This is a genomic window from Actinosynnema sp. CA-299493, from assembly GCF_050946825.1.
Lineage (GTDB): Bacteria > Actinomycetota > Actinomycetes > Mycobacteriales > Pseudonocardiaceae > Actinosynnema.
This window is the reverse complement of sequence record NZ_CP191993.1, coordinates 6385680-6400338: the sequence shown is the minus strand read 5'-3', so window position 1 is coordinate 6400338 and position 14659 is coordinate 6385680. Positions and strand designations below refer to the sequence as shown.

The following is a 14659-nucleotide window of genomic DNA, read 5'->3' as shown; positions in this document are numbered from 1 at the left end:
GTGGTTTGTAAGTAGCTGTTTCCGAGCTTGGGCTGGTGGAGGGCCTTTGGTGCGGACACAAGGAACTCCTGGTAGATCGGACGGTGTCTATGCGCCGTTCCACCAGGAGTTCCGTTGTTATCGTGCCCGATCCCCGCGGGCGGTTCCACCGCGGGTACTCCCTGCTGTCGTCTGGCCGCGTCCCACCAGCCCACCCGACGACGGACGGGTCGTTATCCCACCGACGTCACCGACGCCCAGTGGGCCGAGCTGGATCCGCTGTTGCCCGATCCGGCGTGCCTGGCCGGTCGGGGCGGGCGGTGGGAGAAGCACTGCCGACGGGTCATCGTGGACGCCATCCTGTACGTGGTCGACAATGGCATCAAGTGGCGGGCCCTGCCCGCGGACTTCCCTCCGTGGCAGACGGTCTATAAGCGTTTCGCCGCGTGGGAGAAGGCGGGTGCGTCGCAGCGGCTGCTCGACGCGTTGCGTGACCGGGTCCGGCTGGCCGAGGGCCGGGTGGCGGCGCCGTCGGCGGCGGTGATGGACTCGCAGTCGGTGCGCGCAGCGGAGACCGTGAGCCGGGCCACGCGGGGTTGGGACGGTGGGAAGAAGGTCCAAGGCCGCAAGCGGCACATCGTCGTGGACACCCTGGGTTTGCTGGTGGCCGTGTTGGTCACGCCCGCCTCGACGCAGGACCGGGTCGCCGCCCGCAGCCTGCTGCGCCGCCTGCGCGACACCGCCGGGAAACGGGCCGCACTGGTGTGGGCCGACGGCGGCTACACCGGCCCGCTCCTCGACTGGGCCCGCAAGACCCTCGGCCTGATGGTGGAGATCGTCCAACGTCCGCAGGTGCCGTATTTCACCGTGCTGCCGAGGAGATGGGTGGTCGAGCGAAGCCTTGCCTGGATTACCGGACACCGCCGCTGCGCCCGCGACTACGAACGCCTACCCCACCACCACGAGGCCATGGTCCGCTGGTCCATGATCCGCATCACCAGCCGTCGACTCGCCCAACGCCCGTAGCTCGGAAACGGCTACTAACGGGGAATGGATGGTTGGCGATCACCGTCCGTCTCATCGTTCAGTTGGTGCGCCAAGGCTTCGAGTGGGCGTTCCGGACGCTGGTCCGCGACCACTTGGCGAGCAATGCTTGAGACCTGTGGATCGGCCGGTGAAGGGGCGTACCTTCCCGGTGATCGAGTAGAGGTCTCAAACAAGCCGACGTTGGCGCGTCGGTTGGGAAGGCACGCCCATGCTTACCGTAGTCCCCGACTCCGCTTCCGGTGATGACGACCGTCCGGTCGGGGGCGAGGAGTCGTTGATCGACCGGATCGTCCGTGAGGGTGCCCGCCGGATGCTGGCCGAGGCGTTGCGGGCCGAGGTCGACGCCTATCTGGCCGCGTTCGCCGACGAGCGTGACGAGCAGGGCCGCCGCCTGGTGGTGCGTAACGGCCACCACCAGCCGCGTGAGGTGCTGACCAGCGCGGGCGCGGTGGAGGTGACCGCGCCGCGGGTCAACGACAAGCGCGTCGACCCCGTGACGGGCGAACGGAAGCGGTTCTCCTCGGCGATCCTGCCGCCGTGGGCGCGCAAGACCCCGAAGATCACCGAGGTGTTGCCGCTGCTGTACCTGCACGGCCTGTCCTCCGGCGACTTCGTTCCTGCGCTGGGCCAGTTCCTCGGCAGCGACAAGGGTCTGTCCGCTCCGGTGATCACCAGACTGACCGAACAGTGGAAGGCCGAACAGCGCGCCTTCGCCGAACGCGACCTGTCCGATGTGGACTACGTCTACCTGTGGGCCGACGGCATCCACGTCAACATCCGCCTGGAGGAACACCGACTCTGCCTGCTCGTCATGATCGGCGTGCGTGCCGACGGCCGCAAGGAACTGGTCGCCCTGGCCGACGGATACCGCGAGTCGACCGAGTCGTGGGCCGATCTGCTGCGCGACTGCGCCCGGCGCGGTATGACCGCCCCGGTACTGGCGATCGGCGACGGCGCCCTGGGCTTCTGGGGCGCGTTGCGTGAGGTCTTCCCCACCACCCGCGAGCAGAGATGTTGGTTCCACAAAATCGGCAACGTAGTGGCCGCGCTACCGAAATCCGCGCACCCCGGGGCGAAGAAGGCACTGGCCGAGATCTGGAACGCCGAGAACCGTCGGCACGCCCAGGACGCGGCCACCGCGTTCCAGGCCACCTACGGCGCGAAGTTCCCCAAGGCCACCGCGAAGATCACCGACGACCTCGACGAGCTGCTGGCGTTCTACGACCACCCGGCCGAGCACTGGATCCACCTGCGCACCACCAACCCGATCGAGTCCACCTTCGCCACCGTGCGCCACCGCACCAAGGTCACGAAGGGACCGGGCTCACGGGCGGCCGGACTGGCGATGGCGTTCAAGCTGATCGAGTCGGCCCAGGCCCGCTGGCGCGCGGTCAACGCGCCACATCTCGTCGCACTGGTCAGAAACGGTGCGGTGTTCGTCAACGGAATCCTGGTCGAACGACCCGACGAGGAAGCCGCCTAAGAAACTTGATCCACAGGTCTTGACGATAGCTCCTTCCGTGGCCCGACGAGGAGTCCCGGGTTCGGTTGGCGCTTCACGCTGCGGCTGTGATGGAGGGCATCAACGTCTCGAAGCACCTGGAGACGTTCCTGGCCTCGCTCGCGGCGCTGCGGCACCACGTGCCGGACCCAGCTGCGCTCGCTGAGCTGGAGAAGAAGGCCCTGGCGCGGGTCCCAGAACTCGAGTGGCATCAGGCGATCGAGGTGACCGAGCAGCCGTGGCAACCGGATGCACGAGTTGCGCCGGAGCTCGCGGTGGTGTGGTTGGCGCTAGCACCGCAGAGGACTTACGGGCTCCGGCAGCACGACGAGGCCGAGGAGGCGTTGAACGGGCTTCTCGACTGCGGCGTCGGCCTCCTCGGTCTCCAAGCGGCCGAGATCATCAAGGTCGGCGCGGCGCACTCTCCGGAGTCGCACTACGGATCGATGGAGTACGCCGAGGTTCTCGCGCGAGCAGAGCGCAGGTCCGATGCCCTGGCGCTGCTCGAGAGTGCGCTGAGTCGTATCCCAGATGAGCCGGCACGCAGCTCACAACGCGCTCTGGCCATGCTCGCGGGCGCGGTCGGACGTCTGCAGGTGACCCTAGAGCCCGACTTGCCAAACAACGCGAACGTCCGAGAGGCGGTAGAGGAGGTCGGGGCCGCGATCGGCATCTGCCTAGGTCACTCCGAGGACGACCTTCGGTGGCTGCGGCCGTTCGTGAAGGCCGCCGCGGTCCGGGCAGCGATCGTCTGCGCATTGCTCGACCTTCCGAGCCCGGTGGAGGTCACCGCCGGGCTCGCGGACACCCCGCCCGACCAAGCGATGGCCGACGTTGTGGAAACAACTGACCCGGCCGAACAGTTCAAAGCACGCGCGCAGCGAATGCGTGACCTAGCGACCACCCTTCAGCGCGGCGGGAGATCCACCGGGACCGCGACCCACGGCGGTGTCGTCATCACCGGGCGGCTGCTCGATGCCGTCGCACACCTGCTCGACGCCGAGGGCGCCGACCTGAACGCCGATCTCACTCAGGCCCGAGCGCACCGGAGCGCGACAGCACGCCGCGCCGCCGCCATCGACCTTAGACCGCATCTCATTTGGAGTGTTGCCACGCGGGCGTTATCTTGATCGACGATGAACGACGTGGAGAAGTGGTGCCCGGAGCCGTTGTGGCTGTTGGCGAAGCCGTTGTTGCCCGGCGCGCCGCAACGCCACCAGGGCGGTGGGCGTCGTCGGCTGGACGACCGGACCGTGTTGGCGGCCATCGTGTACGTGTTGCGGACGGGGTGTGCCTGGTCGGCGTTGTCCGCCTCGTTCGGGATCAGTTCCCCCACCGCGCATCGCCGGTTCTCGGAGTGGGTCGAGGCGGACGTGTTCGCCCGGCTGCACGACACGACCCTGGACCTGCTCGGCGTCGCCGGGGCGATCGACTGGTCGCGGGCGTCGGTGGACAGCATGCACGTCCGCGCGGTCAAAGGGGGGATCTGACCGGCCCCAGCCCGGTCGACAGGGGCAAACCCGGCTCGAAGATCCACGCGATGGGCGACCGCGGCGGCATCCCGCTGACGGTCGTGGTCTCCGCGGCCAACCGCAACGACCACCTGCTGCTGGAGACCGTGGTCGACGCCGTCGCCCCGGTCAAGGGACCCGTCGGCCGTCCTCGTCGTCGGCCGCGCAAGCTGCACGCCGACAAGGGCTACGACTACCCGACCTGCCGCGCCACACTGCGCAGGCGGGGCATCATCGCCCGGATCGCCCGCCGCGGCATCGAGTCCGCCAAGCGACTGGGACGCCACCGGTACGTCATCGAACGGACCCTGGAGTGGGTTTCCCGGTTCCGACGACTGGCCCGCCGCTACGAACGCAAGGCCGCCCACTTCACGGCATTCACCCAACTGGCCTGCGCGGTGATCTGCTACCGCCGAGCCGACAAGCTGGACCTGCTGACCCACAACAACCCCAAATGAGATGCGGTCTAATACGACAACGACAGGTTGTTGTCGAAGGCTGGAATCTGGTAGTTGATCTCTGTGTCGATGGAGTTGGTGGCGGGTTGGTCGGCGGGGTTCGATGCGTTCCTGGGGCGGTTCGCGGGCCGGTTCCCACGTGTCGAGTCGCGGCGGCGCATGCGTTGGTATGTCAGAGGTCTGCTTTCCGAGGTGGAGAGGAAGAACGGCTGGACGCTCGCCGAGGCGGCCGGTGACGCGGGTCCGGAGGGCATGCAACGGCTGCTCAACTTCTACGCTTGGGACACCGACGGGCTGCGTGACGACGTGCGGGCGGCGGTGGTGGAGGCGATCGGCGATCCCGAGGACGGCGTGCTGATCGTGGACGAGACGGGATTCCTGAAGAAGGGCACCAAGTCCGCCGGAGTGGGCCGTCAGTATTCCGGGACGGCGGGGCGGATCGAGAACTCGCAGATCGGCGTGTTCCTGGCCTATGCCTCGCCGCACGGGCGGGCGTTGATCGACCGGGAACTGTACCTGCCGAAGGACTGGACCGACGATCGGGAACGGTGTCGGGCGGCGGGGATCGGTGACGAGGTCGGTTTCGCGACCAAGCAGGTACTTGCCCGGCGGATGATCGAGCGGGCGGTGGAGGCCGGGGTGCCGTTCGGGTGGGTGACCGCGGACGAGGTCTACGGCAACGACACGGTGTTCCGCCTGTGGCTGGAGAACCTGGACATCCCGCATGTGGTGGCGGTGCAGAAGAACGCGATGGCGGTGTCGTTCGGGTTGCTCAAGGTCCGTGTCCATCGTCTGATCTCCGAGCTGCCGGACACGGCGTGGGAACGGCTTTCCTCCGGCGCGGGTTCGAAGGGTCCGCGGATGGCGGACTGGGCCGCGGTCGACATCCGCCCGCTGCGCAGGCTGTGAGGTGCCAATAGTCGGCCACCTGGTCTGACCTGCGGTTATGCTGCGACGGGTTCGTACTCGTTGATCAGGCCGCCGAGGACTGGTCGACGGCGTATTGAGGTGTAGTCAGGCTCCGCGATCGGGTGATCCGGTCGTGGTGGTGCGAGTTGTAGGGCTTGATGTGGTCGGCGGTGGTTGTAGTGGGTCGCGTAGCGGTCGAGTACCGTTCGCAGGTGGTGTTCGTTGATGATGAGTAGTCGGTCGGTGGCTTCGCGTCGGACGGTTCCGACGAATCGTTCGGCGTGGGCGTTGGCTCGTGGGCACTGTGGTGGGATCTTCACGGCGTGGACGCCTGCGCCGGAGAGGACGGCGTCGAACGAGGTGGTGAACTGGCCGGCCCGGTCGCGGATGAGGAATCGGAAGTCGTCTGCCCGGTCGCCGAGGTCCATCAGTAGGTTGCGGGCTTGTTGGGTGGTCCATGCCCCGTCTGGGTTAGTGGTGGTACCGAGGATGTGGACGTAGCGGGTGGCGACCTCGATCACGAAGAGCACGTACACGCGTTTGAGGGTGACCGCGCAGTCGACATGGAAGAAGTCGCAGGCCAACGTGCTCGCGGCCTGAGCGCGCAGGAATCGTCGCCACGAGGTGTCGGTGTCGCGCTGGGGCGCGGGCGGTACCCGCAGGCGCTTGAGCACGCGGCGAACCGTTGACGCGGCTATGCGGTGGCCGAGCTTGTGCAGTTCGCCCTGGATCCGGCGGTAGCCCCACCCGGCGTTCTCCCGGGCCATACGCGCGATCAACGCCACGATGGTGTCGTCGACCGGCGGCCGACCGGTGCGGTGGGGGTGGGTCCACTTCTTCGCGACCAGGCGCCGGTGCCATCGTAGGAGGGTCCCCGGTGTCACCAATCGGTGTTCCCGTAACCAGCTGGGTAGGCGTCGCACCAACCCGGCGAGCATCGCGCGGTCGGCCCAGTCCAACCGTGGGCGAGGGTTGGTTCGGCGCAGCACGGCGACTTCGTGCCGTAGCACCAGCAACTCCACGTCCTTGGCCGCTGATGACCGGCCGAGCAGAACCAACCAGTCGACGACCCAGACGAAGATCAGGTACAGCAGTCGTAGCACCACGCCTCACGATCATGCTCCTGCAGCCCATGGTGCGCGATCACCGCAGCTCAGCGCCTCAGTGCAGAGTTCTGAAACCCCACAGGGTCAGGGCCCGCCGTCCTCAACGATTACCACCGCGCCGCCAGACCCTGCACGGACAACATTCTCGGCAAGCACAGGGCATGAGCATGATCGGCAAGCGTCACGTTGTGCTTGCCGATCACCTCACATGCCGGCGCATCATGCGCGTAGTGAGTGTGGACTCACGTAAATCGGTGGTCTGCCGCCCGCTGCCGGGAGCTGCCGTCGTCGCGGTGGGCGGTGGGCGGTTCGCGGCGGGTTCAGTGCTGAATGTTGAAGTCGAAGAATGTTCCGCCGGACAGCGCGCCGTTCGCGCGACGCGCCTGCACGTACAGGTAGTGGGAGCCGGAGATGATCGGGGTGATGGTCGTGGTGGCCCGACCGGTGCCGTCCGCCGGCACAACCACCGGATCTGTCTGTGTGCCGCCCGCGGTCATCGTGTACATGAATGCGGTGGTGCCCGGGAGGGAGGAGACGAACTCGAAGATACCGGGCGTGCCGACGCCGCCGTGCGCCGCGCCGTCGTCCGGGTAGTCGGCGCTGGCGACCACCGGCTCGTACCAGGGAACCTCGACGGCCGCCCAGGCGTCGCCCGAGACCATGCCGGTGCCCGTCCGTCCGCGCACCAGGATGACGTTGGCACCCGGCGCGTCTGGCACTACGAACGCGGTCGCCCGACCGTCGAGGTCGGCCGCTACGGTGTGTGTCACGCCGTCGTTGACCTGGTAGGAGTACTCGACGACATCGGGCATCCCCGGTGTGAAGACCACCTCGACCGGCACGTCGAGATCACCGGTCTCGGGTGCGGCGATGTGGGGCGAGTTGTCGTAGACGTAGAGGTCTTGCTGTACCAGAGAAGAGCTATTGCCTGCGCGGTCCACCGCCATCACCTTCAACACGTGGTACCCGGGCTCGGTCGGCGTGAAGTCGACCATGGTTCTGCCATCCGGGTTTGCAGTGACGAATCGGTTCGGCCAGGTGTTGCGGTTGTTGCCGACGTAGTACCGGTAACCGACCACGTCGTCGGATCCGGCCGGGTCGAAGGTGAACCGGCCGGGCACATTAGTGCCCCCGGTGCCCGGTTCTGCGCTCGGCGGGTATTCGACGGAGCGGACGGCAGGAGCGTTCGGAAGTGTGAAGTCGTTGGTGAATCGGCAGATCGGGGTCGGCGGTGACGCGTCGTGCCTGTCCACCGCCTGTGCGGTCAGCTCGTAGGTGTGGCCGTCGAGCAGGACATCGGCCGGCAGGTTGAGCAACGCGGTCGTGCCGCTGGGAACGCCGTGCTGCTCGAACACGCGGGGCTGTGCCAGGTCGGCGATGTCACGCAGGGTGAAGCGACCGGTCAGCGTGTCGCCGTCCTGGTCGAACAGGCCAGTGCGAAGCGTCGGTGTCCGGACAGGGTTGAAGAACGGGTCGGCGCACCGGACGACGCCGACCGACAACGGGTTCGGCACAGCCGGCGGGATGTTGGTGCTCACGAATAGCCGCAGGTCGTCGGCGAACCGCCGGCCGTACTTGGGGTCGTACTGCTTACCGCCCGCCATGCGCAGGGCGAGTGTCAGCTTCGTCGCGCCGGAGGCGAGTGCCGTGGTGACGGCCTCCCGTACGTCCCACTCCACATAGGGCGCGACGCACGGCTCGGTTGGCGCACTGCCCGCTTGAAGTGCCCGCTCGGCGGGTTGGTCGTACCAGGTCGGCCGTTCGGAGAGGTCGGTGCGCCACAGTTCGGTAGCGGAGTCAACGGCGCAGTCCGCGACCCAGGTCACGGAGGTCACCGCGCCGGCGTCGAGCACGCGCTTGCCCTGCAACGACGTCAGGTCGAACGTGAAGTACGACTTGGCGCTGTGGTATTTCCCTTTCTCGTCCAGCCACGCGCCGACGGGGGGCCCCGTGCCATCAGTGAACGTCCTGGCCGGTTCACGCAAGTCGGTGTGCGCCCACGATCCGCGAGCGACAGTCTCCGCCGCTGCCACAGGTGTGTCAGCCATCGTGACCACCGCAGCGAGCAGCACCAGGGACAGCATGTACCCATGTAATAGATTCAACACGACTCGTTACCCCTCATCATTCGCGGTAGAATAATCGAGTAAGGCCAGGCGGCCGTTTACATGCAAGTGCCCGTTTTCGAGCTTGGACCGGCGAAGGCCTTTTGGCGCGCAGGCGAGAGAACTTCTGGTAGATCGGACGTTGCCGAAGCGCCGTTCTGCCAGGACTTCAGTTGTTATCGTGCCCGAGTGGGAAAGATTCAAGAGACACGGCCCGGTGTCGCGCGATACCACGATTCCGGCTCGTTCCGCGTGACTATGAGGACCAGATGTTCCACAGCTGCGCTGCACCGTCATTGAGTCCCAGAGCTGCAGTTGCTGACCCAGTGCAGCCGACGACGCCGACGGACAGCTGGATACCGCCACGGGATTGTGGCGAAAGGCGCACGAAATCCTGCTCAAGCTCGGCGACCCGCAGGCACTCGAGATCGGTTGATACATCGCCTCATCGAACTGATCCGCAGCCTTTCCGGCTGGCCCGTGCCGTTCCGTCGACGGCACGGACCAGCAGGCGAGCCCGGGTTCTTACCAGGTGTACGTGCCGTAGCCCGCGTATCGCGGCGTCCCGCTCACCCCGTCCTGCACCCAGACCTTCAAGGAGATTACCGTCCCCGGCGCTGGCGTCGGGTATAGCGACTGAGGGCTGCTGCAACTACCCCACCCGCCCACGGCCTCCAACGTGAGGCTGTCGAGCGAGTACTGCACCGGCGCCCTCGCACGCATGCCGTCCTTGGCGTCGTCGCAGACCTGCCATTGGCTCCCGGCCAGCCGCTCCAGGTACAGCGTGGCCGAGCCGTTGGTCGTGCTCAGGCACTTGTCGTACCCGCACGCCGCGGCGTCGACCTCACTCGCCTGAGCCTGCGCGGGCACCAGCAGCATGGGCTGCCACACCGATCAAGGCCGTCAATCGACTCATCATGCTTCCCCCTTAGTTGATCGCGTCGGACTGACAAGCGACTCCCACGATGACAACCGAACCTGGGATGAATCTGGGACGTACCTTGCCCACCAAGTCTGCTGGCGAGAACTGAGCTTCCCCCCGGTAGCCCGGACTTCGACAATCACCCGGATCGACGACTCCCCCCGAGGCGGGCACAGCAGGCGGGCCGAGGTCTCCGCCGAGGCGGCGGATGTCGAAGCGCCGCGTTGCCGAGGATGTGGTCAGCCCATTGGTCGCTGGGCGACGGATCGGCTCACCGGCCTGCTGGATCGTTGGGGATGGGACGACGCGGCACCCGCCGCGTTTCGACGAGCCCGGCGACACTGGCAGGACATCGTCCTCTCGCTCGTGGACCTCGACAGGTTCAAGGCGGTCAATGCGGTTGTCCCCCGGGCTACTCGGCGGTCAAGTCCCGTCCCGTTCCCGGCATCCGGCGCATTGTCGGCTGCCGATCTGGGGAAGTTCTGGGATCGGTCTTGTGCCGCACGCGGTCGCCCGGTAACCCGGTAGCCGGGGAAGACCAAAGGGGGGATCGGTGTCGGTTACTTTCGGGCTGCTCGGGGACATCCGAGCGCACGCGGCGGGCGAACCCCTTGACCTCGGGCACGCCCGTCAGCGGTGTGTACTCGCGGCGTTGCTGGTGGACGCCAACCGGCCGCTGTCGCTCGACCTGCTGATCGAGCGGGTGTGGGGCGTGCGTGCGCCCCGGCAGGCCCGCAGCACCCTCTACGGGTATCTCTACCGACTGCGGCAGGCGTTCGCCGCAGTGCCGGGGGTGAGCATCGACCGGAGGGCTGGTGGCTACCTGCTGCCGGTCGAGGAGGACGCGGTCGACTTGCACCGGTTCCGGTCGCTGGTCAAGCGGTCCTACGCCGCGGAGGACGACGGGAGGGCGTTGGCGCTGGCGGACGAGGCGTTGGGCCTGTGGCGCGGTCTGGCGCTCGGTGGTGTGGACGGTGACTGGGCGACAGCGGTCCGGCGCTCGCTGGAGCAGGAGCGTTGGACCGCGCTGCTGCACCGCAACGACGTCGCTCTGCGCCTGGGCCACCACGAAGCGCTGCTCGCCGACCTGGCCGCCTCGACCGACGAGAACCCTTTGGACGAGCGCCTGGCTGGGCAGTTCGTCTTGGCGCTCTACCGCAGCGGCCGGCAATCCGACGCCTTGCGCCACTACCAGGTCGTCCGCCGCCGGCTCGCCGAGGAGCTGGGCGTCGACCCGGGTCCGGGGCTGCGTGAACTGCACCAGCACGTGCTGGCCGGCGAACTGCCCGCACCGTCGGCGCGCGTCATCGCGCCGACGCCGCGCCAATTACCCGCCGCACCCCGGCTGTACGTCGGCCGCGCGAACGAGCTGGCACGGATGGACAAGCTGCTCGACCCACCGGCGGTCCTCGCGATCGTCGGAGCCGGTGGCGCGGGCAAGACGTGGCTCGCGCTGCACTGGGCACACCGCGCCGCAGACCGGTTTCCCGACGGGCAACTGCACCTGGACCTGCACGGGTTCGATCCCCTCGGACGGCCGACCCCGCCAGCCGCCGCCCTGCGAGCAATACTCGTGGCGCTGGGGGCCGAGCCGGACCACGACCGGGACCTCGATGCGCTCGCCGCCCACTTCCGCACGCTCGTCGCGGGCCGGCGCATGCTGGTCGTGCTGGACAACGCCCACGACGAAGCCCAGGTCACGCCCCTGCTGCCGGGCAGTCCGACGTGTGCGGTGCTGGTCACCAGCAGGCAGCGGCTGACCACGCTGGCCACCGCGCACGGCGCGCAGCACCTCACCCTGGAGCCGATGACGGCCGCCGACGCCGCCGACGTCCTCGCTCGCCACCTAGGGCACGACCGGCTGGCGGCGCACCCCGGCGCCCAGCGGTCCATCATCGAGCACTGCGCGGGACTGCCGTTGGCGCTGAGCATCGCCGCCGCCCGAGCCGCCGTCCACCCTGACCTGCCGCTCTCCGTCGTCGCCGACGAACTGCGCGACGACCGGCTGGACTCGCTGCGCGCCGTGTTCGCCGCCTCCTACCAGGCGCTGGACGCCGAAGCCGCCCGCGTCCTGCGGCTCGTGGCCGCAGCGCCCGGACCTGACGTCGAGGTGCGGTCGGCCGCCGCGCTGACCGGGCTGCCGGTGCCCACCATCCGGGCCGCGTTGCGGCGCTTGGAGAACTCCCACATGGTGGACCGGCGCGGGGCGCACCGCTACCGGATGCACGACCTCGTGCGCCTCTACACCACCGAACAGCACGCAGAGGGCGAGGAAGGGGCACTGGCCGGACTGCTCGACTTCTACGTCGCGACCGCCCACGCGGCGGGCGAACTGTCCAATTCGCTCACCGGCATCGTCCCCGCGCCCGGCACCACCGCCCCGCTGGAGTTCGGCGGCTTCGACGAGGCGACCGCCTGGTTGGACGCCGAGCACAGCTGCCTCATCGCCGCACAGGAGTGGGCCGTGCGGCACGGCGCGCACTCCGCCGTGTGGCACCTGGCGTGGGCGCTGGACCGGCTGCACTGGCGACGCGGGCTGCTCGACACCCACCTGGAGACCTGGCGCGCCGGGATCGCCGCAGCCGAGCACCTGGGCCCGTGGTATCTGGCCCAGGGGCACCGCAGCACCAGCCAGGTCCTGATGCGCGCCGGCGACCACGAAGGGGCGATGCGGCACCTGCACGCGGCCCTGGCCGTGCTGCGGCGAACCGACTTTCTGGTCGACCAGGGGCACGTCACCCACTCCATCGCCGCCGGGTTCAGTTTTCGGGGCGAGCACGCGCAGGCCGTCGAGTACGCCGAGCACGCGCTGGCGCTGTACCGCCGTGCCGGGGCGGAGGTGTGGGAGGCGAACGCGCTCAACACGTTGGGCTGGTTGCTGGCCAAGACCGGCCGGCTCGAGCAGGGCCGGCGGCACTGCGCGCAGGCGGTCGTACTGTGCCGGGCGCTGGGCTACCAGGACGGCGAGGCCGCCGCCCGCGACAGCCTCGCCCACATCGCGCACACGACCGGCGCGCTGCACCGGGCCGTGGGTCACTACCGCCGCACCCTCCACCTGCGCCGGATCCTCGGCGACCCCTACGAGGAAGCCGACGCGCTGGTGTCCCTCGGGCGCGTCCACCGGGAACTCGGGCAGCCCGGCGAGGCAGGCGCCGCGTGGCAGCGGGCGATGGCGCTCTACCGGGAACAGGGCAGGCGCGGCGATGAGGAGACGGTCACCGCGTTGCTGGCAGCGGTGGACGGGACCGACCGGTGATCGGGGTGCCGCCCGGTCTGCGGCACCCCGACGTGCCTACCGGTACGGGTAGTGGGTGGATTCGACCGCCGCGATGATCCGCCTGTCGTGGTACTCGGTCACGGTGAGCAGTACACCGGTGCCGTTGCCTCGATTCCAGTAGGCGACGCTCTCCGAACCGATCGTCCAGTGCTGGTGTTGCTTCGGCGCCGAACCGCCGATCTGCCACGAGTACAGCCATCCCGAGTCTTTTTTGCCGTTGCTGCGGGACAGCCAGAACTGGTCGCCCCGGCTGACCGCGCCCTGCATCTTGAACGGCATCCGGTAGGCGTCGTACGCGTGCAGGGTGGTGGACGTCAGCCCGTCGGTCAGCCTGTTGCGAAACACCCGGCAGGTCGTGTCCCCGCACGTCCTTTTGGTGAACTCGGAGGTCACGAGCAGGTTCGGGGTGACCGACCGGTCGAGCGCGATCGAGGAGAACCTCATGGACTTATTATTCTCGATTTCGTTCTTGATCGTGCCGACCTGGATCATGAACAGTTGGGCAGTGGCGTTGGGCGCGTTCTTGTTGGTCTTGTAGACTTTCCGCCAGTCGAAGACCATGATGGTCCCGGTGCACGCGACCAGCAGGTGGTGGCCGTACCAGACCACGCCGCCCGCGTGGCAGTCCACGTTCTTGCCCAGGGGCCCGTCTGCCATCCGCAGCGAGATGTGCCGGTAGCCCTCCTTCGCGAAGTTGGGGAGCAGAGTGACCCGTGCCACCTCCGACTCGCCATTCTCGCGATAGGCCGTGACGGCCAGCGCCTGCCGGCCTTCGTAGAAGTTGGTGTGTGACGCGTCAGCCGTGCTCGTTATCCCCTGTGGCATCCACCGCTTATCAGCCGCGTCGCGCTTGTCCCAGCAGCGTTTCACGGTGTCGCGCGGCAGTTTGGCCCCGGCGGGTTCATTATCGGGGCATTTTTGCGTTTCGCGCGGCGTGGTGATGTCTTTGAACGGGACGTGGTGGCCCCTGAGCCGGTTCTCGAACGCGGCGACCTTGCCCGCAAGGCTCGTCAGGTCGACGGTGAGGTTGATGCGGTCGACCTTCTCCGGTGCGGCGAGCGGCGCGGCGGAGGCCGTGCCGGTGAAGACCGACGCGACCACCAGTGAGGCGACCAGCCCGCACAGTGTCGTGCTCCTCATGACTTCCCCTTTCTGTCGGCCACCACCGTCGCAGGGAGAACTGGGGGAAATCTTGAATTCCCGGCCGCGTCCACCATCGGCGCCCCCAGATTCGTCCCAGTCGCGGCAGACATGCTGGCTCACCTGAAGAAGATGTCGTCGACGGGAGTGCAGCCACAGTCGCCCGACTGATGGGGGTGTGTCAAACGAGCGGCTCTGGCGCACTTCCGGTGGTGGTGCGGTGGACTCCAGGCCGTGACGGGGGCGCGGGTTGTCATGATCATTCATGGCTCGAGTGGCGAAAGTGGTCGGTGCGGTGTTCTCTGGGCTTTCGGCGTTGTCGGTCGAGTGCGTCGAGGACACGGGGTGATGTGATCGTGGTGCGTGCGTCGACCAGGGCCGATGAGGTGGCGTGCGGGCTTGTTGGGCGGTCCATGCTCCGTCTGGGTTGGTGGTGGTGCCGAGGATGTGGACGTAGCGGGTGGCGATCTCCAGCACGAAGAACACGTAGACCCGCTTGAGCGTCACGGCGCAGTCGACGTGGAAGAAAGTCGCGGGCCAACAGGCTCGCCGCCTGGGCGCGCAGGAACCGCCGCCATGAGGTGTCGCTGTCGCGTCGGGGTGCGGGCGGTATGCGTAGGCGCTTGAGCACGTGGCGAACCGTTGGAGCGGCTGCCCGGTGGCCGAGTTCGAGCAGTTCGCCCTGGATCCGGTGGTAGCCCCAC

The 14659-nt window shown here is 68.0% G+C and carries 9 protein-coding genes and 1 pseudogene; 6 read left to right on the top strand and 4 right to left on the bottom strand.

Going from position 1 to position 14659, the window contains the following annotated elements; genetic code table 11:
- The first annotated feature begins 114 nt into the window (after positions 1-114).
- From ACQPYE_RS26615 to ACQPYE_RS26595, 5 genes and pseudogenes are all read left to right on the top strand, one after another.
- Complete coding sequence (locus ACQPYE_RS26615; RefSeq protein WP_498715214.1) at positions 115-1005, top strand: IS5 family transposase; 891 nt, start codon at positions 115-117, stop codon at positions 1003-1005.
- 229 nt (positions 1006-1234) lie between these two features.
- On the top strand, positions 1235-2509 hold the full coding sequence (locus tag ACQPYE_RS26610) for an IS256 family transposase (protein WP_498715199.1): 1275 nt from the start codon (positions 1235-1237) through the stop codon (positions 2507-2509).
- Between the two features lie 86 nt (positions 2510-2595).
- Positions 2596-3657, top strand: coding sequence for a hypothetical protein (locus tag ACQPYE_RS26605; protein WP_498715211.1), 1062 nt, complete (start codon positions 2596-2598; stop codon positions 3655-3657).
- A gap of 6 nt (positions 3658-3663) precedes the next feature.
- Positions 3664-4496, top strand: a protein-coding gene (locus ACQPYE_RS26600; RefSeq protein ID WP_498715210.1) for an IS5 family transposase whose coding sequence is annotated in 2 segments (ribosomal slippage) — positions 3664-3985 and positions 3985-4496 — 834 coding nt in all. Because the reading frame shifts where the segments join, the coding sequence is not laid out codon by codon here.
- Between the two features lie 69 nt (positions 4497-4565).
- A pseudogene (locus ACQPYE_RS26595) lies at positions 4566-5396 on the top strand (IS701 family transposase); the annotation flags it as partial.
- Between the two features lie 44 nt (positions 5397-5440).
- Here ACQPYE_RS26595 and ACQPYE_RS26590 read toward each other — a convergent pair.
- From ACQPYE_RS26590 to ACQPYE_RS26580, 3 genes are all read right to left on the bottom strand, one after another.
- A complete protein-coding gene (locus tag ACQPYE_RS26590) occupies positions 5441-6511 on the bottom strand; it encodes an integrase core domain-containing protein (RefSeq protein ID WP_498715208.1) in 1071 nt (356 codons plus the stop codon).
- A 320-nt stretch (positions 6512-6831) separates the two neighbouring features.
- The gene (locus ACQPYE_RS26585; protein WP_498715206.1) at positions 6832-8595 is read right to left on the bottom strand and encodes a hypothetical protein; all 1764 of its coding nucleotides are present in this window, start codon (positions 8593-8595) and stop codon (positions 6832-6834) included.
- A gap of 546 nt (positions 8596-9141) precedes the next feature.
- A complete protein-coding gene (locus tag ACQPYE_RS26580; RefSeq protein ID WP_498715205.1) occupies positions 9142-9507 on the bottom strand; it encodes a hypothetical protein in 366 nt (121 codons plus the stop codon).
- A 584-nt stretch (positions 9508-10091) separates the two neighbouring features.
- Here ACQPYE_RS26580 and ACQPYE_RS26575 point away from each other — a divergent pair.
- Positions 10092-12794: an AfsR/SARP family transcriptional regulator gene (locus ACQPYE_RS26575; RefSeq protein WP_498715204.1), complete on the top strand. Its 2703-nt coding sequence runs from the start codon at positions 10092-10094 to the stop codon at positions 12792-12794.
- Between the two features lie 36 nt (positions 12795-12830).
- Here ACQPYE_RS26575 and ACQPYE_RS26570 read toward each other — a convergent pair whose 3' ends face one another.
- On the bottom strand, positions 12831-14462 hold the full coding sequence (locus ACQPYE_RS26570; RefSeq protein ID WP_498715202.1) for a hypothetical protein: 1632 nt from the start codon (positions 14460-14462) through the stop codon (positions 12831-12833).
- Between the last annotated feature and the right edge of the window lie 197 nt (positions 14463-14659).